The sequence below is a fragment of the Micromonospora sp. WMMA1976 genome (assembly GCF_027497335.1).
In the GTDB taxonomy this organism is placed as follows: Bacteria; Actinomycetota; Actinomycetes; order Mycobacteriales; family Micromonosporaceae; genus Micromonospora; species Micromonospora aurantiaca.
The window spans coordinates 3,434,659-3,454,237 of record NZ_CP114912.1 but is presented as its reverse complement, the minus strand read 5'-3'; the positions used below and the strand labels follow the sequence as shown (position 1 = coordinate 3,454,237).

Genomic DNA, 19,579 nt, shown 5'->3' with positions numbered 1-19,579 from the left:
CGCGCAGGAGCCCGCGCGCACAGCATCCGGCGGCCGGCGGACTACCTTGCCGGCGTGGCCTCGATCCTGCCTGTCCGATCGAGCCTGAGCAATCCACCCAGCCGCTGTTTTGGATCTAGCCATTTGCATCTGGCGATGCAGAAGAGGGCCGTCGTAGGGTTCCGCCATACCCCGAACGACGTACCCGCTGGGCGGATCCGCCCAGTTCCTCAGTGGAACGGTGGCTGGTCGTGACTGCACATCCCGTGGCGGAAGATCCTGCCTCGACGACGGTGAACTGGGTGGACGACATCCTGTTCACCGGCCGCGACACCGACGTCTGCCTGCGCCTGCCCGAACCGGTCGACAAGGGCACGCTGCGCAGGCTCGTCGGCGAGGCGCAGGACCGGCTCGCCGGGGCCGGGCTCCGTGCCGGAGGCGCGGCCGCGCTGCGCCTGCCGCCCTCGCTGGCGTACGTGGCGTACCTGCTCGCCACCTGGCGTACCGGCGCCCAGGCGGTGCTGCTCGACCACCGGCTCACCGACCACGAGGTCGACCAGGCGCTGCGCCGGCTCAGCCCGCAGGTGGTGGTCGCACCGGTCCGCTCCGGCGGCGGCGCGCTGCGGATCTTCGTCGACGTCACCGCCGGGGTCAGCGCGTACTCCGACCGCCCGGCGGGCAGCCCGCACGCGGTGATCCAGCTCAGCTCCGGCTCCACCGGTCCGTCCAAGGTGATCGGCCGCACCGCCGCCGACCTGGTCGCCGAGGTGCACCGCTACACCCGTATCGACGGCGTCGCGCTGCCCGGTGAGCGGATCATCCTGCTCCCCAGCATGGTGCACGTGCTCGGCCTGGTCGGCGGCCTGCTTTACGGGCTGCACGCCGGCGTCGAGCTGTGCCCGCCGGAGCGGCTCAGCGGCGACGCGATCCTCGCCGCCGTCGCCGCCCAGGACACCCCGGCCACCGTGCTCGGCGTCCCGTTCCACATCGGGCTGCTCGCCTCCACCACACCCGCCGGGCCGCTGCCGCAGCTCAAGCGCATGACCACCGGCGGCGAGCTGGTGTCCGCCGCCGTGGCGAACGCGTTCACCGACCGCTACGGCGTGCCGCTGGGCAACATGTACGGGATGACCGAGGTCGGCGTCATCGGCACCGACCTGTACGGGCGGCATCGTCCCGCCATCGCGCCCGCCCTCGGCATCGAGGTGCGGGAGCGCGCCGGCGAGCTGTGGGTGAGCTGCCCGGACAACCCGTACGTCGGACTGGCCGACCCGACCCGGTGGGCCGACGGCTGGCTGCACACCCGCGACGCCGGCGTGGTCGACCCGGGCACCGGTCTGGTCACCATCAAGGGCCGGCTGGACTCGCAGGTGTCGGTGGGCGGCCTGAAGGTCGACCTGACCGAGGTGGAGGCCACTGTCGCCGGGCTGCCCGGCGTCACCGCCGCGGTGGTGGTCTGGGACGACGGCATCACCGCGTACGTCCAGACGGACGGCTCACTGACCGAGGACACGCTGGACAAGCTGATCGCCGAGCGGCTGGCCGGCTTCAAACGTCCCCGCACCCTGCGGCTGCTCGACCAGATGCCCCGCACCACCACCGGGAAGCTGGTCCGGTCCGTACCGGCGCTGCGGGACGCGGCGTCGTGACCGGCCCGCTGTACGAGCCGTACACCCACCGGACGCCCGCCGGGCGTCCCGTGCACCCCGATTCCCGCCCCGGACCGGCCGGGCAACGCGCCACCCGCGCGCCCGACCCCGCCGGTTCCCACGCACACGGTGTCCCGACCGGGCACCGTCAGCCGGTACACGGAGAAGAGGTCTGAACCCATGCGAGACGAGGTCCGCACCTTCGTCGTCGAACAGCTCGCCGACATGAACTACGACGTGGAGGAGCTCGACGACGACACCACGCTCGGCCCCTCCGGCGTCGACCTGGAGTCGCTGGCCCTGGCCGACCTGGCGGTCCGCGTCGAGGACCGGTACGGCCTGAAGTTCGCCGACGACGAGTCGGAGAAACTGGCGCTGATGACGGTCGGCGAGTTCACCACGATGGTCGCCGACCGGGTGGCCGCGAACAGCGACAAGTCCTGATGTCCGGTCAGCCCGACCTGGGGCGAGCTGACCTGGTGAGCATGCTCGCCGAACTGACCGCGAAACCCGCCGACCAGGTGCCGGACCGGCTCGGCTCGATGGAGCTGGCCTGGCTCGTGCACATGGTCGAGCAGCGGTACGACCGCCGGCTGGACCTGGGCGACGACGAACTCGCCGGCATCCGCACCGTCGACGACGCGCTCGCGGTGTTCCGTGGCTCTCTGACCGCTCCCGCAGATGGCTGAGCGGGAGACCGTACGGATCACCGGCACGTACGCGCTCAGCGCCCTCGGCAGGGGCGCCGACGCGCTGCTGGCCGGGGTGCTCACCGGTACCCCGGCGTTCGCGCCGGTGCGCCGTTTCGACACCACCGGCCGCCGGGTGACGGTGGCGGCCACAGTGCCCGACGTCGGCACGCTCGCCGGCGAGCTGACCGAGGCGATCGACGCCGCCGCCCGGGCCGCCGGGCTGGACCGGGCCGGGCGGGCGGAGTCGGCGCTGTTCCTGGCCACCCACGGCGGGCCGTACTCGCTGCCCGTACCGCAGGGATGGGAGGAGCCGACCGTGCCGGCGCTGGCCGGTCACCTGGTTGCGCGGTGCGGCCTGGGCGGGCGGACCCGGATCTACACCACCGCCTGCGTGTCGGCGAGCAGCGCGGTCGCCGACGCGGCGGCGCTGATCCGCCGGGGCGACCTGGAGCGGGTCGTGGTCGCGGCCGGCTACCTGGTCGAACCGGACCAGTACGCGCTGTTCGACGCCGGGCGGGCGCTCGCCGCCGACGGCGCGGTACGCCCGTTCAGCGCCGGCCGCAAGGGCCTGCTGCTGGGCGACGGGGTGGCCGCCGTGGTGCTGGAGTCGGCGAGTGCCGCCGCCCGGCGGGGCGCCGAGACGCTGGCGAGCGTGGCCGGGTGGGGCCGGGCGGGGGACGCGTACCACCCGTGCCAGCCGCACCCGGACGGGCTCGGGCTGGCCCGGGCGGTCGAGGCGGCGCTGCGCCGCAGCGGGCTGCCCCCGGACGCGATCGGCTACGTCAACGCCAACGCCACCGGCACCCCGTTCAGCGACGCCTCCGAGGCGGCGGCGCTGGTCCGGGTGTTCGGCGAGGACGCCGGGCGGCTGCCGGTCAGCTCCACGAAGTCGGTCCACGGGCACGCGCTGGAGGCGTCCGGGCTGCTGGAGCTGCTCGTCACCGTGCTGGCCCTGCGGCACGGCAAGCTGCCGGTCACCGCCGGCTGGCTCGGCCCCGACCCGCAGTGCCCGCTGGACGTCATCCGCGACGCCCCGCGCCCGGCGCGCACCGGACACGCCCTGACCCTCAACGCCGCCTTCGGCGGCGCCAACACCGCACTCCTGGTGAGCGTCCCATGACCGCCTCCGTGCCCAGCCCTCCGCGATCTTGCACTTCCGGCCCCGGCGAAACGGGCACAACGCCCGCCGAGGGGGCACCAACCGCAAGATCGCGCGCAGGGGTGGTGGCGCTCGCGGAGGCGCGGTGGCCCGAGGCGGGGGATGAGGGTGCAGGGCCGGCGGGGGTGCCGGGGTTCGTGCACTCGCCGTTCGCGCCTCTCGTGGTCGCGGTCGCCGAGCGGTGCCTCGCGCGGCGGTACGGCGACGGGCCGTTGCCGCCGGGCAACCGCATCGCTGTGGTGCTGGTCAGCGCGGGCGGGGACACCGCCGGGGCGGCGCACGTCCGCGCCACTGTGGACGCGGGCGGGCGGATCGGGCCGCTGTTCTTCTTCCAGTCGGTGCCGAACAGCGTGGCCGGGCACGTCGCGGCGCGCTGGGGACTGGACGGGCCGGTGGTGTGCCTGAGCCCGACCGGCGACCCGCGGGCCGACGGGGAGGCCGAGGCGGACCTGCTGCTGTACGACGGCGACGCCGCACAGGCGTTGCTGATCCTGATCGAACTGGCACCGGACGGTACGCCGGGCGAGGCGACCGCGGTGCTGCTGGGGGAGGGAACACGTCAATGAGGACGAAGGGACTGCGCGGCGCGCTCGCGGCCGACGCGGAACTGGGCGCGGGCAACGTGCTCGCCCGGGTGCTGGCGCACGGCGCCGACCCGGACGGGCCGGGGCTCACGTTCGACACCGAGATCGACGGCCACCCGGCCGAGACCCCGCTGACCCTGGGCCGTCTCGACCGGATGGTCGCCGCCCGGGCGGCCTGGCTGCACGAACGCGGGGTGAAACCCCGTGACCCGATCGCCGTCTGGGCCGGTACGGCCGCCGACATGGTGCTGTCGTTCCTGGCGCTGACCCGCCTGGGTGCCATCCCGGCGCTGATGAACGGCAGGCTGCGCCCCGAGATCGCCGCCGAGTACATCCGCCGGCTACGCGCCGCCGGGGTGCTCGCCGACGCCGCGCACGCCCAGGCGCTGGCCGGGCACGACCTGGGCGCCCCGATGATCGGCGAACCCGCGCAGGCGGGCACCGGCGACCCGGACGCGGCACCGGCGCACTACCGGCACCACCCGGACGACCCGATCGTCATCACCCACACCTCCGGCACCACGGGCGTGCCGAAGGCGGTGCTGCACTCGCACGCCAGCCTGTTCGCCGCCACCCGCCACCTGCTGTCCATGCCGCAGGCGCAGGGGACCACGCGCATCCTCAACGCCCTGCCCGCACCGCACACCGCCACGGTGCTCATGGTCAACCAGGCGCTCGGCAACCGGGCGGAGATGTTCCTGCTCTCCGAGCAGGGCGGCGAACGGGTGCTCGACGCGATCCAGCGGTGGCGCCCGGACGGCGTGTTCGGCTTCTCGGTCACCTGGGCCGAGCTGGCCCGCTTCGACCTGTCCGGTTACGACCTGGACTCGGTGCGGCTGTGGTTCAACACCGGCGACTGCTCGCACGAGCCGCACGTACGGCGGCTGGTCGCCGTCGGCTCCCGGGACGTGGTGACCCGTCAGGGCGTCACCCGGGTACCCGGGTCGGTGTTCATCGACGGCCTCGGCTCCAGCGAGATGGGCCACTCGATGTTCCACATCACCCACACCACCGACACCGGCAGGTACGGCCGCTGCGTCGGCCGCCCGTACCGGTTCACCAGGGTCGCCGTGCTCGACGCCGACGGCAACGAACTGCCGCCCGGGCAGGTGGGCTGGCTCGGCATCGACTCGCCGTCGCTGTTCCGCGGCTACTGGAACGACTCGGTCACCACGTACCGGTTCCGGCTGCGCGGCTGGTACCTCACCGGCGACCTGGTGTACGCCGACGACGACGGCCGCTACTACCACCTGGACCGGGCGGTCGACTCGGTCGAGACCGGCGACGGGAAGCGGTTCTTCACCGCGCTGTCCGAGGAACGCATCCTCGCCGCCAGCCCCGACGTCACCGACTGCACAGTGGTGATCGTCAAGGCGGACGACGGCACCGTCACCACCGACGTGCTGCTGGAACTGGCCGCCGGTGCCGACCCCGACGCGGACCGCACCGAGCGCATCCGTACCGCGCTCGGCCCGGACGTGGCCGCCACGCTGCGCCGGATCGTGCCGGTACGCGCCGACGACATCCCGGTCACCGTCACCGGCAAGGTGCGCAAGGTGGCGCTGCGCGAGCGCTACCTGACCGAGGCGCCGTCGTGACCGCCGTCATCACCGGTATGGGCCTGTTCACCCCGGCCGGGCGCGGCGCGGCGGACACGTTCGACGCCCTGCTCACCGGCCGGTCCGGGCTGCGCCGCCCGCCCGAGGGACACCCGGCGGCGGGCAGCCTGGAGGTGGCCGGGGTGCTGCCGGACATCGACCCGCGCAGCGTCGCCTCCGGACCGGAGACGAAGGTGCTCGACCGGGTGGTGCTGCTCGCCCTGATCACCGCCGCCGAGGCGCTCGCCGACGCCGGCATCGAGGTGGGCCGCGACGTCGACCCGGAGCGCGTCGCGGTGATCGTCGGCGGTGTCGGCGGAATGTCCACGCTGGAGGGCCAGGTGCTCGCCCGGGCCGCACGGGGCCGGGCGGCGGTCAGCCCGTACCTGCTCACGGGCATCCTGCCGAACATGCCGTCGGCGCGGATCGCCATCGCGCACGGCATCCGCGGCTACAGCTCGTCGGTCGGCACGGCCTGCGCCTCCGGCGCCCAGGCCGTCGCCGACGGGGTACGCCTCATCCGCGCCGGCGAGGCCGACGTGGTGGTGTGCGGGGCGAGCGAGGCGCCGCTGTTCGGCACGTTCGCCGACACGTTCGGCAACGCCCGGGCGCTGGCCCGGGGCTGGGACGAGCCCACCGAGGCGAGCCGCCCGTTCGACAAGCGGCGCAACGGGTTCGTACTGGCCGAGGGAGCGGCACTGCTGGTGCTGGAGCGCGCCGGTCACGCCGACGGCCGGGGTGTGCGCGGCTACGCCGAGGTCGCCGGCTTCGGGGCGAACACCGACGCGTACCACCCGACCGCGCCACGGCCGGACGGCGCCGGTGCGGCGGCGTGCATGCGCCGGGCCCTCGCGGCAGGCGGGGTCGTGCCCGCCGACGTCGGGTACGTCAACGCGCACGGCACCGGCACGAAGCTCGGTGACGTCGCCGAGACGGTCGCGCTGGCCGGGGTGTTCGGCACCGGTGGCGTGCCGGTCAGCTCTACAAAGGCGCTCACCGGGCATTTGCTCGGCGCATCGGGGGTGCTGGAGGCCGCCGCCACCGCGCTGGCGCTCGACAGTGGCCTGCTGCCACCCACCTACCACCTGGACGACCCGGACCCGGAGTGCGAGGCGGACCACGTCCGCGCCGTGCCCCGGCCCACCCGGGCCGGCCACGCGCTGACGAACTCGTTCGGGTTCGGCGGCCAGAACGTCAGTCTGCTCCTGCGCCGGCTCTCCGGGCCGGCCCGCCGGGCCGCCACCCCGGCCGCGGGCTGACCGGACTCCAGTCCCGGGCGTCCGTCCGGGTCGCGATCACGGGGGGAACAGGGGAAGCCCATATGACCATCAACGGGATAGATCATCTCGAACTGTACGTGGGGGACGCCCGGCAGGCGGCCTTCTACTTCGACAACGCCGTCGGTTTCCGGCTGTGCGGGCAGGGCGGTCCGGAGACCGGGCTGGACGGGCAGCGGTCGCTGCTGCTGGCCCAGGCCGGCATCCGGCTGCTGCTGACCACCGGACTGTCCGCCGAGCACCCGGCGGCCACGTACGTGCACCGGCACGGCGACGGCATCGCCGTGGTGGCCCTCGCCGTGGACGACGCCGCCGGGGCGTACGCGGAACTGGTGGACCGTGGCGCGACGGCGCTGAGCCCGCCGCGCACCTTCACCGGCGCGGACGCCGAGGTGGTGGTGGCCGAGGTCGGCGGCTTCGGCGACGTGGTGCACCGCCTCGTCGAGCGGCGCGGCGACCCGAATGTGTTCCTGCCCGGCGCGATCGAGCCGGTGACCGCGCCGGACGGCACGGACACACTGCTCGCCGAGGTGGACCACCTGGCGATCTGCGTGCCGCCGGGGCAGCTCGACGAGACCGTCGCGCACTACGAGAAGGTGTTCGGCTTCGCCGACATCTTCACCGAGCACATCGAGGTCGCCGGTCAGGCGATGAACTCCAAGGTGGTGCAGAGCCCCTCCGGGACCGTCACGTTCGTGCTGCTGGAGCCGGACACCGGCGCCCGGCCGGGGCAGATCGAGGACTTCCTGCGCTGGCACGCCGGCGCCGGGGTGCAGCACCTGGGTCTGCGTACCGACGACATCGTCACCGCCGTCGGCGCGCTCGCCGGGCGCGGGGTGCGCTTCGCCAGCACACCCGGCGCCTACTACGACGGCCTGGAGCAGCGGGTCGGCCGGCTGGACGCGCCGGTGGACCGGCTGCGTGAGCTGAGCATCCTGGTCGACTCCGACCACGACGGGCAGCTGCTGCAGATCTTCACCGAGTCGATGCACGTGCGCCGCACCCTCTTCCTCGAACTCATCGAGCGGCGCGGGGCGCGCACCTTCGGCAGCGGCAACATCAAGGCGCTCTACGAAGCGAAGGAACGCGAGCTGGCCGCGGCGGAAGGGGTTACGGCATGACCACCATCGATCCCGGGCTGACCGCCGAGGAGGAGGCGCTGCTTCCCTCCGACGAGGACGTCCGGCACTACGCCGAGCACGGCTGGTACCTGTCGAAGAAGCTGCTCACCGACGACGAGGTGGACGAGCTGGTCGCCGCCACCGACGGCTATTACGCCGGGGAACGCGACCGCCGCCTGCCGGTACGCCCGCCGAAGCTGGCCTACTGGGAGCCCTCCAAGGGCGACGTGCAGCGGCACAACGACTACGTCCACCACGAGCACGACGGCATCGCCCGCATCCTGCGCAAGCCGCTGATCGGAGCGGTCGCCGCCCGGCTGGCCCGCGCCGCCGAGATTCGCATCTTCCAGTCCACGCTGATCTGGAAGCCGCCGATCGCCGGTGAGCCGTCGAACATCGTGCCCTGGCACTTCGACAAGCACTACTGGGCGTCCTCGTCGTCGGAGAACATGCTCACCGCGTTCATCCCGTTCCACGACTGCGGCGAGGAGATGGGCACGATCACGATGGTCGACGGCTCCCACCGCTGGCGGGAGATCGGCGCCGACGACACGGTGGTGCGGCACTTCGCCGACCGCGACCGCGACCAGCTCGAGGCGATGCTCGCCGAGAACGCGGCGTACAACGGCGCGCAGATCCGCAAGATCCCCATGGTGATCCCCAAGGGACACATGAGTTTCCACCACTGCCGCACCTACCACGGCAGCGGTGCGAACGTCAGCGGACGGCCCCGCCGGGCCATCTCGCTGCACCTGCAGGACGGCGACAACGCCTGGCGGGAGTATCCGCTCTCCGACGGCACGCTCGCCGCGTACAACCACGACGTGCTGGTCCGCCGCACCCACGAGGGCCGGCCGGACTACGCGGACCCCGATTACTGCCCGGTCATCTGGCGCGACCGCGCCCAGCAGGGAGGCTGACAATGTCACGGTACGACTGGGGTAAGACGCACCCGGGCATCGAGCGGCTGGAGCGGGCGGTGACCGAGCGCCGCGACGTGGTGGTCAAGCACCCCCTCTACGCCAACCTCGACACCCACGACGCGCTCGTCACGTTCATGGAGCACCACGTCTTCGCCGTCTGGGACTTCATGTCCCTGCTGAAGTCGCTGCAGCGGCAGCTCACCTGCGTCACGGTGCCGTGGATCCCGACCGGGCCGACCGGCAGCCGCCGCCTGATCAACGACATCGTCATGGTCGAGGAGAGCGACGAACTCGGCGACGGCTACATCAGCCACTTCGAGCTGTACGTGCAGGGCATGACCGAGGCCGGCGCCGACACCACAGCCGTCGACAAGCTGGTCGACCTGCTGCGCGACGGCACCCCGGTCACCGAGGCGCTCGGCGCCGCAGGCGTCCCCGCGGCGTCCGCCGCGTTCGCCGGCACCACCTGGCGGATCATCGAGACCACCCCGGTGCACTGCCAGGCCGCGGCGTTCGCGTTCGGCCGCGAGGACCTCATCCCGGAGATGTTCACCCAGGTCGTCGCCGTCAACGAACGCAGCAACCGGCTGAACAAGTTCGTCGACTACCTGGAGCGGCACATCGAGGTCGACGGCGAGCAGCACACCCCGATGGCCATGCAGATGCTGGCCGACCTGTGCGGCGACGACGACACCAAGTGGCAGGAGTGCGCCGACACGGTGAACGCCGCGCTGGCCGCCCGCGCCCGCCTCTGGGACGACATCCTCGCCGCCGTCAAGGAGGGCCGTCCGGCGTGACCGGCTCCGACCCGCTCCGGCTCTACCGGACGGTCCGGCTGATCCGCCGCTTCGAGGAACGCGCGATCGAGCTGGTCCGCGCCGGCGAGATCGTCGGCGGCATCCACCCGTACCTCGGCCAGGAGGGGATCGCCGCCGGCGTCTGCGCGGCGCTGGGCGCCGAGGACCTGGTGACCGGCACCCACCGCGGGCACGGGCACGTGCTCGCGAAGGGCGCCGACCCGGCCCGGATGCTGGCCGAACTGTGCGGCCGGGTCACCGGGCTCAACCGGGGCCGGGGCGGGTCGATGCACGCCGCCGACTTCGGCGTCGGCGTCCTCGGCGCCAACGCCATCGTCGGAGCCGCCGGCGCGATCCTCACCGGAGCGGTGTGGGAGCGCCGGCGGCGCGGCGCCGACATCGTCGGCGCCACCTTCTTCGGCGACGGCGCGGTCAACGAGGGCATGCTGCTGGAGGCGTTCAACCTGGCCGCGCTCTGGCGAATACCGGTGCTGTTCGTCTGCGAGAACAACGGCTACGCCACCACCATGCCGGTCGACGGCGCGGTCGCCGGCACCATCGCCGGGCGGGCCGCCGCCTTCGGCATGCCGGCCGCCGTCGTCGACGGGCAGGACCCGGAGGCGGTACGCGAGGTCACCGCCGCCGCCGTCGCGCGGATGCGCGCCGGCGGCGGCCCCGAGCTGGTTGAGGCCCGCACCTACCGCTTCGACGCCCACCACACCTTCGAACATCAGGTACGCCTCGACTACCGGCCGCCGGAGGAGGTGGCCGAGGGACGGTCCCGCGATCCCGTCGACATCGCCGGCGCACGACTCGACCCGGCGGCACGCGCCGAGGTGGACGCCGCCGTCGAGGCGGAACTGGACGCCGCCGTCGCCTACGCGCTCGCCGGGCCGCACCCCGACCCGGCCACCGCCCTGGACCACCTGTACGCCAGCGGGCTCACCGCCCGGACCGGAGGTGGCTGAATGCCCCGGCTCTCCTACCGCAGGGCGCTCACCCGGGCGCTGTCCGACGAGATGGCCCGCGACGAGTCGGTCGTGGTGCTCGGCGAGGACATCCGGGTGGCCGCCGCGAACGTCACCACCGGCCTGCTGAAGAAGTTCGGCCCGGAACGGGTCCGCGACACACCCCTGTCCGAGCAGGCGTTCACCAGCTTCGCCACCGGCGCGGCGCTGGCCGGGGCCCGCCCGGTGGTGGAGTTCCAGATCCCGTCGCTGTTGTTCCTGGTCTTCGAGCAGATCGTCAACCACGCGCACAAGTTCCCGCTGATGACCGGCGGCCAGTGTGCGGTGCCGGTGACCTACGTGGTGCCCGGCTCCGGCTCCCGCACCGGCTGGGCCGGGCAGCACTCCGACCACCCGTACGCGTTGTTCGCCCACGTCGGCGTGACCACAGTCGTACCGGCCACCCCGGCCGACGCGTACGGGCTGCTGGTCTCCGCGATCCGCTGCGACGACCCGGTGGTGGTCTTCGCCCCGGCCGGCGCCCTGGACCTGCGCGCCGACGTCACCGACCCGGCGCCGGTGCCGCTGGGTCGCGGGATCGTCCGCCGCGCCGGTACCGACGTGACGGTGGTGGCCGTCGGGCACCTGGTGCACGACGCGCTCGCCGTCGCCGAGGAACTCGCCGGACAGGCCTCGGTGGAGGTCTTCGATCCCCGCACGCTCTACCCGTTCGACTGGGACGGTCTCGTCGAGTCGGTGAGCCGCACCGGGCGGCTCGTCGTCGTCGACGACGGCAACCGCTCCTGCGGCATCGCCGGGGAGATCATCGCCACGGTGGTCGAGCGGGTCCGGCTGGCCGCGCCGCCCCGCCGGGTGACCCGCCCCGACGGCGCGGTGCTGCCCTTCGCGCCCGCCCTCGACCGGGCCGTGCAACCCGGCCGCGAACAGCTCACCGCCGCCATCCAACTGACCCTCAAGGACGGATGAACGATGGACCCGAACTACACGTGGCCGCCGCTCGGCCAGGCGTGGACCGACCTGCCCGAGTCCACCCGTACCGCGATGGTGACCACCGGTGCCGCGGCGTGGGAGAAGATCTTCCACGGCCGGGCCACGTACAACAAGCAGTGGCGGCTGGCCCGCCCGCCGGTGTTCACCGCCGACGCGTTCCGCGAGCTGAACGAGGTCTGCGACCGCATCGCGCAGCTCATCCTGGAGGCCTGCCGGCGCCGTGCCCGCACCGCCGGTGAGCTGCGCCTGCTGCTCGACGTGCCGGACGGCGAGACCCGGCTGCTCGATCCGGACGAGGAACTGCACGAGGGGCTGCTCGCCGCGTACCGGCCGGACGTGCTGTTCTCCGGCGGCGTGCCGTGCATCGTGGAGTACAACATCGACAGCAGCCTCGGCGGCGGCTTCGACGCCGACACGGTGATCCAGCGGTACGCCGAGCTGTACCGTACCCATGACCTGCTCGACGGCACCCGGCCCGCGCCCTCACTGCTGGACCAGCGGTTCGTGGCCATCCGGGACACGCTCGGCCTGCCCGACGGCGCCCGGGTGGCGCTGCTGATGGACTTCGACGCCGACTACCCGGGACTGGACGACCCGGAGACGTTCATCCGGATCCTGTCCCCGCTGATCGACCAGGCCCGCCCGTTCGGCATCGACCTGGTCATCGCCCCGGTCGCAACCGCCACCCTGGAGGCGCAGAGCCGGCTGGTCGTCGGCGGCGCGCCGGTGGACGCCCTGTTCCGGCTGTTCGTGCCCAACCGGGTCACGCCGAGCGCCGGGCTGGACGCGGTGGCCGGTGCGCTCGCCGCGGGCACGCTGCCGATGTTCGTCAGCAGCGCCGCCTGGCTTCTCAGCAACAAGCTGAACTACGCCTGGCTCTGGGACGACCTGGACCTGCTGCCGGCGGACGACCGGACGCTGATCCGCCGGTACGTGCCGCACACCGTAGCGCTCACCGCCGACCAGCTCGACCGGGCGCTCGCCGAACAGGCCGACCTGGTAGCCAAGCCGGCGGGTGGCTCGGCCGGGCATGGCGTGCTGATCGGCCGGGAGATGACACCTGTGGCGTGGGCGGACGGGGTACGCGCGGCGATCGACGAGGGCGGCAACATCCTGCAGCGCTACCACGAGGCGGACCGGGTGGCGATGGACTTCGTGCAGATCGAGACCGGTGAGACGGTCACCGCCGACGTCCCGTACAGCCTCGCTCCGTACCTGTTCGACCGCACCGGGTCCGGCGCGCTCGCGCGGGTCGGTTACCCGGGTTGCGACGAGGTGCTCAACCTGGCGAGAGGCGTCCTCCTGACCGGCATCCTCCTGACGGACTGACCCCGGTCCTTCCCCGTCCACCCCCGTCCCCCTCCCTCCCAGCGTTGATCAAGGAGTTTCTGTCCTCACGGGGAGGCGTCAGCGACCCGAACTCCTTGGTCAACAACGTGGATCCGGGGTCGGGCGCTCGACCCTTGCCCCCGGCCCCGCTGATCATGAAGTTGGCGGGAACAAATCGGACGCTCAGCGCCGCCAACTTCATGATCGGCGGATTGGGTTGGGCCGGGCCGGGCAGGGGGAGGGCGGGTCAGGGGTGGGGGAGGTGGGTGGCGAGGACCTTCAGGGTTTCGGCGGTGGCTATGGCGTCGCTGCGGGCACTTCCGTGGCGGCCGTCGCTGCTGTACAGCGACGGGTCGGCCACCAGCGGATGGTCGGTCAGGTGGACGTGCAGCGTGCCCAGCCGTTCGGCCACGCCCCGGGTGTGCCGGGACAGCCGGCGCATCCGCTCGCCGAGCGCCGCGCGCAGCGTCTCCGGCACCGCCGGGCTGTGCGACACGTCGAACATGCCCACGGTGATGACGTCCGCCCCCGCCTCCCGTAGCGCGGTGATGATGGCGGTCAGCTCGGCGTCGACCGCTTCGGCGTCGTAGGCGGACCGGAACGCGTCGTTGCCGCCGCACACCACCAGGGCCAGGTCCGGTTCGAAGGCCAGCGCGTCGGCGAGCTGGGTGGCCCGGACCTCGTGCGCGCGCAGTCCGCGCCGGCCCAGGTTGAGGTAGGCCAGCTCCGGCCGGACCGCGCGCAGCTCGGCCGCGATCCGGTCGGCCCACTGGAGGTCGGGGTAGCCGTCGGCCGGCTCGCACAGCCCTTCCGCGACGCTGTCGCCCAGCACCACGAACCGGCGCCACGGGTGCCCGCGCAGCAGGTCGGCGGCCTCTCCCGGACGCAGGCACCACGGGTCGGTCGCCTCGGTCAACGTCGATGGCATGACCGGCAGGCTAGCCGAGCGTCCCGCGCCGGGAAAGAGGCTCAGGGCAGCAGGGCCAGCAGCTCCCCGGGCCGGGACAGGCTGAGGTCGGCCGGCTCGTCGGGGTCGTACTGGTGGCCCCACGCGGCGGCCACCGCGACCGCGCCGCTGTGCCGGGCGGCGCGTACGTCCAGTGGTGAGTCACCCACGTACGCGGCGCGGCCGGGTGGCACGCCGAGGTGCCGGCAGGCCGCCTCCACGCCGTCGGGCGCCGGTTTCGGGCGGTCGACCTGGTCGCCGCCGAGGACGACCTGGAAGTGGCCGAGCAGGCCCGCCCGGTCGAGCAGGATCTCGGCGGCCCGGTGGCTCGCGCCGGTGAACACGCCGACCGGCACCCGGGCGGCGATCTCGGCGAGCGCGTCCGCGACGCCGGGGTAGACGCGTACCCGCCCGGCGAGCGCATCCAGCTCGGCGTGGTAGCGATCCAGGTCGTCGCCGGAGGCCGGCCGCCGCAGCAGGTGCGTCAGCAGGTCCGCCGGGGAGCCGATCGAGTAGCCGGCGATGACCTCGGCGTCGGTGTACGACGGGCCGCCGCCGGCCCGCACCGCCGCCCGGTACGCCGCCGGCACGACCGCGTGCGACTCGACGAGCGTGCCGTCCATGTCGAAGACGATCGCCTCCACCGGGCCGGTCACGCGGTCTCCGCCCGGTGGGCGGTGGCGAGCCGCTTCGGGGCACGCGCGTACCACGCCTCGGTGACCAGCTCGGTCAGCTCGTCCACGCCGATGCGGTCGAGCCGGACCAGCACTGCCGGGTAGCCGTCGAAGTGCGGCGTGGTGAAGTAGACCGCCGGGTCGTCGGCGATCAGCGCCTCCTTGGCGCCCAGGTCGGGCACCCGCGCGCCGAGGATCGGGCCGTCCGGCGCGGCGTCGCCGAGCGACTCGAGTTCGCCGCGCCGCAGCGGCCGTTCCCAGACGAACGACTTGTCGCGCACGCGCCAGGCCGGCGCCTGGTCGTACGTGGGTCGTTCGGTGGTCTCCGGCAGCGCCAGCGCGATGCGCCGCACGTCGTCCCAGGTCGCCATGGCCCCGACCCTACCGCCGCCCCCCGACACCGCGGCCCGGACCGGCAGGCTCAGAGCGGACCGGCAGGCTCGGACCCGGCGGGCTCAGACCGGGGTGGGCGTGGCCGGTTCCGCAGCTGGGCGGCGGGACGCGCGATTCAGCAGCAGCGGTCCGACGGTCAGCACCAGGCAGACCACCGACATCACCAGCAGCGCCGGGGTCAGGTCGAGCAGCGCCACCGACCAGCCGCCGAGCAGCGCGCCGACGGGCAGGCCGAGGAACGCCACCGAGCCGGAGATGCCCAGCACCCGGGTCTGGAGTTCGCCCGGCACCCGCTGGTACAGGGCGGCGCCGAGCAGCGGGTTGACCGCCGCGATGCCGATGCCGGACAGGAACGTCACGACGAGCACCACGACCAGGTCGTCGCTGAGTGCCAGTGCGAGCAGCCGGGGTGCGCCGCTGAGCGTCAGCCCGAGCGCGAACGTCGTCCCGGCCGGCAGCCGGGTGCCGAACATCGTGAACAGCAGGTTGCCCAGCAGCGCGCCGGCCGAGAAGACGCCGAGCAGCAGACCGAATCCGGCCGGGTCGCCGAGCACCTGGTTGACCCAGAGCGGGATCCAGACCGCGACGCTGGCGTTGGCGAACATGTTCGACACCGAGACCACGATCAGCATGATCATCAGCGTCCGGTCGGTGCGCAGGTACGCGAAGCCGCCGCGCAGCGCCCGCAGGTAGGGCTCCCGGGGCGCCGGTTGCGCCGGTGCCGGTGGCCGGACCAGCACGCCGATCAGCAGCGCGCAGACCGCGAACGTGGCCGCGTCGATCCAGATGGCCCGGGTCAGCCCCACCCAGTCGATGAGCAGCCCGCCGAGCACCGCGCCGAACAGCGTCATGCCCCGGGCCAGGCCGTCGTAGGCGCTGGTGAGCCGGATCAGCGGCACGCCGGCCCGCTCGGCCGCCGGTTTGAACAGCACGTGCTTGACCCGGTCGCCGATGCCGCGCAGCCCGCCGGCGATCGCCACCAGCACCAGCAGCGTGCCGAAGCCGAGCCAGGGCGCCAGCGCCACCACGGCCATCGCGACGGCGCTCGCCGCGTCCACGAACACCGAGGTACGGCGTACCCCGAACCGGTCCGCCCACGGGGTCGCGAGCGCGCTGGAGAGCATGTACGGAAGCGTCTCCGCCGCGGCGACGAGCCCCATCTTGGTGGGGCTGCCGGTGGTCTCCAGCACGAGCCAGGGGATGGCGACCACCGAGATCCGGGTGCCGAGGTTGGACAGCAGGTCGGCGCCGACCAGGGTGTACAACTCCCGGCGCGGGTTCACGCCGGACTGCCGATCGGGTCGGCGCCGGCCGGATGACCGGCGGCGTACCGGGCACGCAAGGCGCGCTTGTCCACCTTCGCGGACCGGTTCAGCGGCAGCGCGTCGACGAACTCGACGGCGCCGGGCGCCCACGTCTCGCTCAGTTCCCGGACCACGAGTGCGATCAGTTCCTCGCCGGTCACCGACGCGTCCGGCGCGGGCACCACGTACGCGTGCGGCAGTTCCCCGGCCACCGGGTCCGGTACGCCGATGACGGCGGCGGCGCGTACCTCGGGGTGGCCGGCGAGCGCGTCCTCGATCGGGCGGGAGTAGATCGGCCAGCTGCGCTGCCGGGTGAGGATGCGGTCCTGTAACCGGTCGACCAGGTAGAGGTAGCCGTCGGCGTCGAGGTGCCCGATGTCGCGGGTGCGGACCCACCCGTCGACGAGCGTCTCGGCGGTCAGCTCCGGCCGGCCGTGGTAGCCGGCGAAGCTCAGCTTGGTGCGTACCCACACCTCGCCGTCGGAACCGGCGGGCAGCGCCCGGCCGTCGGCGTCGCGGATCTCCACCGTCACGTCGCCGTACGGGCGGCCGCAGGACCGCAGCCGCTCCGGGTGCTCCGGGTCCTCGGTGAGCCCCGGCAGCGCACAGATGACCACCGCCTCGCTGAGCCCGTACACGATGCGCAGGCACGGGCCGAAGCGGGCGATGGCCTGGCGCAGCCGGGCCGGCGCGGCGGGCCCGGCGCCCACGTTGAACATGAACATGGCGGAGAAGTCGGCGCCCGGCAGGTCGGGGTGGTCGAGCACCTCGTAGAGCATCGGCGGGGTGACGAAGGTGGAGGTGAGCCGCTCGGCGTCCACGGTGGCGATGAAGGCGGCCGGATCCCACTGCTCGCGCAGGAACAGCACGCCGCCGGTGAACAGGTTGAACAGTGTGGTGATCTGGCCGCTGGCCAGCCACATCGGGGAGTGCGACAGGTGCCGCAGCAGCGGGTACCCGGCGCCCCGGAAGTCGGCGGCCAGGGCGAGCACCTGCCGGTAGAAGCTCTCCCGGTGGTGCACCAGCTTCGGCGTGCCGGTGGTGCCGCTGGTCTGCAGGAACGATTCCGGCGCGGGCACCCCGGCGGGCGGTTCCGCGACCGGCCCGGCGGCCCGGGCGGTCAGGTCCGGTCCGGCGCCGCCGGGACCGAGGCAGAGCACCGGTACGCCGGACAGGCCCGCCGCGATCTCCACCGCCTGCGCGTCACGTGGGTCGTGGACGAACGCCTCCGGCGCGGACAGCGCGACGAACTCGTCGACCTCCCGCCGCGAGGTCACCGGGGCGACCCACATGCTCCGGCAGCCGAGCAGGTGCAGGGCCAGTTGCAGCAGCGGCCCCTCGACCGTGTTGCCGAGCATCACCAGCACCGCGGCGCCGGGGCGTACCCCGTGGTGGTGCAACGCGGCGGCCAGGCCGCGTACCTCGGCGGCGACCTGGGGGTAGGTGAGGCGGCGTCCGCCGCCGACGAGCGCCTCCCGGTCGCCGAACCCGGCGAACAGCTCCAGCGCCTCGTGCACATAGTTCGGCCGGTCGGTCATCGGGCAGCCCCCATCATGGTCCGCGAGCGGCGTCCGGCCAGGTCAGGGCCGGGACAAGACGGCAGGTGCCAGGGTCGGCGACCGCACCGCCGCCAGCCCCGAGCCTAGGCAGCCGCGGTCCACGGCGGACAGAGCCGATCGTCGCTGCGTCCCGTCCCGCGGGCATTTGATCATGTCGATCAGGTTGATTGACGCTCGTCACAGCCGGAAGCTAGTTTCCGGTCCATCGCCCGGGCCGGTGCCGCCGACCGCGTCACGCCCGGGGCTGCCGACCATGGAGGATCGATGCCGACCCCGAAGAGATGGCACGTCATAGCTTCCGCCGTCACGCTGCTGATCGCCGCCACCCCGGCGGTCACGGCGAGCGCCGGCCCGACCGGGAACGACCGCGCCGGGCACGGGCGCGCCGAGTGGGCCGGGACCTGGGCCGCCGCGGTGACCCGCGGGAACACAGTGGGCCTGACCAACACCGGCCTGAACAACCAGAGCATCCGGATGACCGTGCAGACCTCGGTGGGCGGCCCGCGCCTGCGGGTGCGGCTGACCAACCTGTACGGCGAGCAGGCCGTCCAGGTCGGCCGCGCCACCATCGCCCGGCCGAACACCGCCACCCCGGACGACCTGTCCGACATCGTCGGGTCGAGCGTCCGCCAGCTGACGTTCTCCGGCGCCGGCTCGGCGACCATCAACAAGGGCGCCGAACTGCTCAGCGACCCGGTGGCCTTCCCGGTGGCCGAGCAGGAGGACCTGGTCGTCACCCTGTACTTCCCGGTGCTCACCGGGCCGGTCACGTTCCACGGCCAGTCCCGGGTCACCAACTTCATCGGCGCCACCGACCTCACCTCGGCGGCCGAGGGCACCGGCTTCACCATCCGGCCCAACTGCTGCTGGATGTTCCTGTCCGGCATCGACGTGGAACGCAAGGCCACGCCCGGCTCGGTGGTGGTGCTGGGTGACTCCATCAGCGACGGCAACGGCAGCACCGTCAACGCCGACCAGCGCTGGTCCGACCTGCTGGCCAAGCGGCTGATCGACGCCCGCCCGGAGCCGCGTACGCCGGGTGTGCTCAACCTCAGCCTGGCCGGCAACCGGCTCAACCACGAGGGCACCGAGCCCGGCGCGGACAACTTCCCCGGCTACTACGAGCTGGGCCCGAACGCGCTGGCCCGGCTCAACGAGGACGTGTTCCCGCAGACCGGGGTGCGGACCGTCATCACCCACCTGGGCATCAACGACATCTGGATGAACGGCGACAGCCCCGAGGCGATCATCGCCGCGCTGCGCCAGCTCAACCGGCAGGTCCAGGCGCGGGGCCTGACCAGCATCGCCGGCACGCTCATGCCGTACGAGGGCAACGGCGGGCCGGGCGTGTGGACCCCGGAGAAGGACGCCACCCGCCAGGCGGTGAACACCTGGCTGCGCGGGCCCGGCCGGGCCGAGTTCGACGGCATCGTCGACTTCGACGCGGTGATGCGGGATCCGGCCCAGCCGAGTCGGCTGCTGCCGGCGTACGACTCGGGTGACCACATCCACCCGAACGACACGGGCGCCGCGGTCATGGCCAACGCCGTACCACTGAAGCTGCTCGGACTGTGACACCGGGCGGGGGCGGCGGTCGACACGACGCCGCCCCCGCCACCGTTTTCCTGGGGAGGAAG

Annotated in this window: 19 protein-coding genes; 14 read left to right on the top strand and 5 right to left on the bottom strand. The window is 73.4% G+C overall.

Features of this window, described 5'->3' with window-relative positions; translation table 11 throughout:
• Window positions 1-230: 230 nt before the first annotated feature.
• The 13 genes from O7546_RS16050 to O7546_RS15990 all read left to right on the top strand — a co-directional run bounded on the left by O7546_RS16050 (window position 231) and on the right by O7546_RS15990 (window position 13,066).
• The gene (locus O7546_RS16050; protein ID WP_281599186.1) at window positions 231-1,628 is read left to right on the top strand and encodes a fatty acid--CoA ligase family protein; all 1,398 of its coding nucleotides are present in this window, start codon (window positions 231-233) and stop codon (window positions 1,626-1,628) included.
• Between the two features lie 180 nt (window positions 1,629-1,808).
• Complete coding sequence (locus tag O7546_RS16045) at window positions 1,809-2,072, top strand: acyl carrier protein (protein WP_018784085.1); 264 nt, start codon at window positions 1,809-1,811, stop codon at window positions 2,070-2,072.
• Window positions 2,072-2,317 carry an acyl carrier protein gene (locus O7546_RS16040; RefSeq protein ID WP_194799251.1) on the top strand — a complete coding sequence of 82 codons (246 nt, stop codon included), beginning with the start codon at window positions 2,072-2,074 and terminating at the stop codon, window positions 2,315-2,317. Before O7546_RS16045 ends, O7546_RS16040 begins: the two co-directional genes overlap by 1 nt.
• On the top strand, window positions 2,310-3,440 hold the full coding sequence (locus O7546_RS16035; protein ID WP_194799252.1) for a beta-ketoacyl synthase N-terminal-like domain-containing protein: 1,131 nt from the start codon (window positions 2,310-2,312) through the stop codon (window positions 3,438-3,440). The genes O7546_RS16040 and O7546_RS16035 overlap by 8 nt, the downstream gene beginning before the upstream one ends.
• Before the next feature lie 104 nt (window positions 3,441-3,544).
• Entirely contained in the window at window positions 3,545-4,045 is a 501-nt protein-coding gene (locus tag O7546_RS16030; protein WP_194799253.1) for a hypothetical protein, read from the top strand.
• Entirely contained in the window at window positions 4,042-5,661 is a 1,620-nt protein-coding gene (locus O7546_RS16025; protein WP_194799254.1) for a class I adenylate-forming enzyme family protein, read from the top strand. Before O7546_RS16030 ends, O7546_RS16025 begins: the two co-directional genes overlap by 4 nt.
• Window positions 5,658-6,920 carry a beta-ketoacyl-[acyl-carrier-protein] synthase family protein gene (locus O7546_RS16020; RefSeq protein ID WP_194799255.1) on the top strand — a complete coding sequence of 421 codons (1,263 nt, stop codon included), beginning with the start codon at window positions 5,658-5,660 and terminating at the stop codon, window positions 6,918-6,920. The genes O7546_RS16025 and O7546_RS16020 overlap by 4 nt, the downstream gene beginning before the upstream one ends.
• 62 nt (window positions 6,921-6,982) lie before the next feature.
• Window positions 6,983-8,059 (top strand): 4-hydroxyphenylpyruvate dioxygenase, encoded by a 1,077-nt coding sequence (gene hppD / locus O7546_RS16015; protein WP_194799256.1) that lies wholly within the window; start codon window positions 6,983-6,985, stop codon window positions 8,057-8,059.
• Window positions 8,056-8,979 carry a phytanoyl-CoA dioxygenase family protein gene (locus tag O7546_RS16010; RefSeq protein ID WP_194799257.1) on the top strand — a complete coding sequence of 308 codons (924 nt, stop codon included), beginning with the start codon at window positions 8,056-8,058 and terminating at the stop codon, window positions 8,977-8,979. The genes hppD and O7546_RS16010 overlap by 4 nt, the downstream gene beginning before the upstream one ends.
• Before the next feature lie 2 nt (window positions 8,980-8,981).
• A complete protein-coding gene (locus O7546_RS16005) occupies window positions 8,982-9,779 on the top strand; it encodes a DUF3050 domain-containing protein (RefSeq protein WP_194799258.1) in 798 nt (265 codons plus the stop codon).
• On the top strand, window positions 9,776-10,747 hold the full coding sequence (locus O7546_RS16000) for a thiamine pyrophosphate-dependent dehydrogenase E1 component subunit alpha (RefSeq protein ID WP_194799259.1): 972 nt from the start codon (window positions 9,776-9,778) through the stop codon (window positions 10,745-10,747). Before O7546_RS16005 ends, O7546_RS16000 begins: the two co-directional genes overlap by 4 nt.
• Window positions 10,748-11,713: a transketolase C-terminal domain-containing protein gene (locus O7546_RS15995; protein ID WP_194799260.1), complete on the top strand. Its 966-nt coding sequence runs from the start codon at window positions 10,748-10,750 to the stop codon at window positions 11,711-11,713.
• Window positions 11,714-11,716: 3 nt separating this feature from the next.
• A complete protein-coding gene (locus O7546_RS15990) occupies window positions 11,717-13,066 on the top strand; it encodes a hypothetical protein (RefSeq protein ID WP_281599177.1) in 1,350 nt (449 codons plus the stop codon).
• A 247-nt stretch (window positions 13,067-13,313) separates the two neighbouring features.
• Here O7546_RS15990 and O7546_RS15985 read toward each other — a convergent pair whose 3' ends face one another.
• The 5 genes from O7546_RS15985 to O7546_RS15965 all read right to left on the bottom strand — a co-directional run bounded on the left by O7546_RS15985 (window position 13,314) and on the right by O7546_RS15965 (window position 17,921).
• Window positions 13,314-13,994 carry an SGNH/GDSL hydrolase family protein gene (locus O7546_RS15985; RefSeq protein WP_194799262.1) on the bottom strand — a complete coding sequence of 227 codons (681 nt, stop codon included), beginning with the start codon at window positions 13,992-13,994 and terminating at the stop codon, window positions 13,314-13,316.
• 41 nt (window positions 13,995-14,035) lie between these two features.
• Window positions 14,036-14,668 (bottom strand): HAD family hydrolase, encoded by a 633-nt coding sequence (locus O7546_RS15980; RefSeq protein ID WP_269697107.1) that lies wholly within the window; start codon window positions 14,666-14,668, stop codon window positions 14,036-14,038.
• Window positions 14,665-15,057 (bottom strand): MmcQ/YjbR family DNA-binding protein, encoded by a 393-nt coding sequence (locus O7546_RS15975; protein WP_194799264.1) that lies wholly within the window; start codon window positions 15,055-15,057, stop codon window positions 14,665-14,667. Before O7546_RS15975 ends, O7546_RS15980 begins: the two co-directional genes overlap by 4 nt.
• An 84-nt stretch (window positions 15,058-15,141) precedes the next feature.
• Entirely contained in the window at window positions 15,142-16,362 is a 1,221-nt protein-coding gene (locus O7546_RS15970; protein WP_194799265.1) for an MFS transporter, read from the bottom strand.
• Window positions 16,359-17,921, bottom strand: coding sequence for an AMP-binding protein (locus tag O7546_RS15965; protein ID WP_269697106.1), 1,563 nt, complete (start codon window positions 17,919-17,921; stop codon window positions 16,359-16,361). The genes O7546_RS15970 and O7546_RS15965 overlap by 4 nt, the downstream gene beginning before the upstream one ends.
• Before the next feature lie 312 nt (window positions 17,922-18,233).
• On the opposite strand from O7546_RS15965, the gene O7546_RS15960 reads away from it, so the two are divergent.
• The gene (locus O7546_RS15960) at window positions 18,234-19,517 is read left to right on the top strand and encodes an SGNH/GDSL hydrolase family protein (RefSeq protein WP_281601163.1); all 1,284 of its coding nucleotides are present in this window, start codon (window positions 18,234-18,236) and stop codon (window positions 19,515-19,517) included.
• The last annotated feature ends 62 nt before the right edge of the window (window positions 19,518-19,579 follow it).

Bases quoted from the DNA above. Each gene is read 5' to 3' on its own strand.
- O7546_RS16045 (WP_018784085.1), top strand. From the start codon at position 1,809: ATGCGAGACGAGGTCCGCACCTTCGTCGTCGAACAGCTCGCCGACATG.
- O7546_RS16040 (WP_194799251.1), top strand. From the start codon at position 2,072: ATGTCCGGTCAGCCCGACCTGGGGCGAGCTGACCTGGTGAGCATGCTC.
- O7546_RS16035 (WP_194799252.1), top strand. From the start codon at position 2,310: ATGGCTGAGCGGGAGACCGTACGGATCACCGGCACGTACGCGCTCAGC.
- O7546_RS16025 (WP_194799254.1), top strand. From the start codon at position 4,042: ATGAGGACGAAGGGACTGCGCGGCGCGCTCGCGGCCGACGCGGAACTG.
- hppD (WP_194799256.1), top strand. From the start codon at position 6,983: ATGACCATCAACGGGATAGATCATCTCGAACTGTACGTGGGGGACGCC.
- O7546_RS16010 (WP_194799257.1), top strand. From the start codon at position 8,056: ATGACCACCATCGATCCCGGGCTGACCGCCGAGGAGGAGGCGCTGCTT.
- O7546_RS16005 (WP_194799258.1), top strand. From the start codon at position 8,982: ATGTCACGGTACGACTGGGGTAAGACGCACCCGGGCATCGAGCGGCTG.
- O7546_RS15995 (WP_194799260.1), top strand. From the start codon at position 10,748: ATGCCCCGGCTCTCCTACCGCAGGGCGCTCACCCGGGCGCTGTCCGAC.
- O7546_RS15990 (WP_281599177.1), top strand. From the start codon at position 11,717: ATGGACCCGAACTACACGTGGCCGCCGCTCGGCCAGGCGTGGACCGAC.
- O7546_RS15985 (WP_194799262.1), bottom strand. From the start codon at position 13,994: ATGCCATCGACGTTGACCGAGGCGACCGACCCGTGGTGCCTGCGTCCG.
- O7546_RS15975 (WP_194799264.1), bottom strand. From the start codon at position 15,057: ATGGCGACCTGGGACGACGTGCGGCGCATCGCGCTGGCGCTGCCGGAG.
- O7546_RS15965 (WP_269697106.1), bottom strand. From the start codon at position 17,921: ATGACCGACCGGCCGAACTATGTGCACGAGGCGCTGGAGCTGTTCGCC.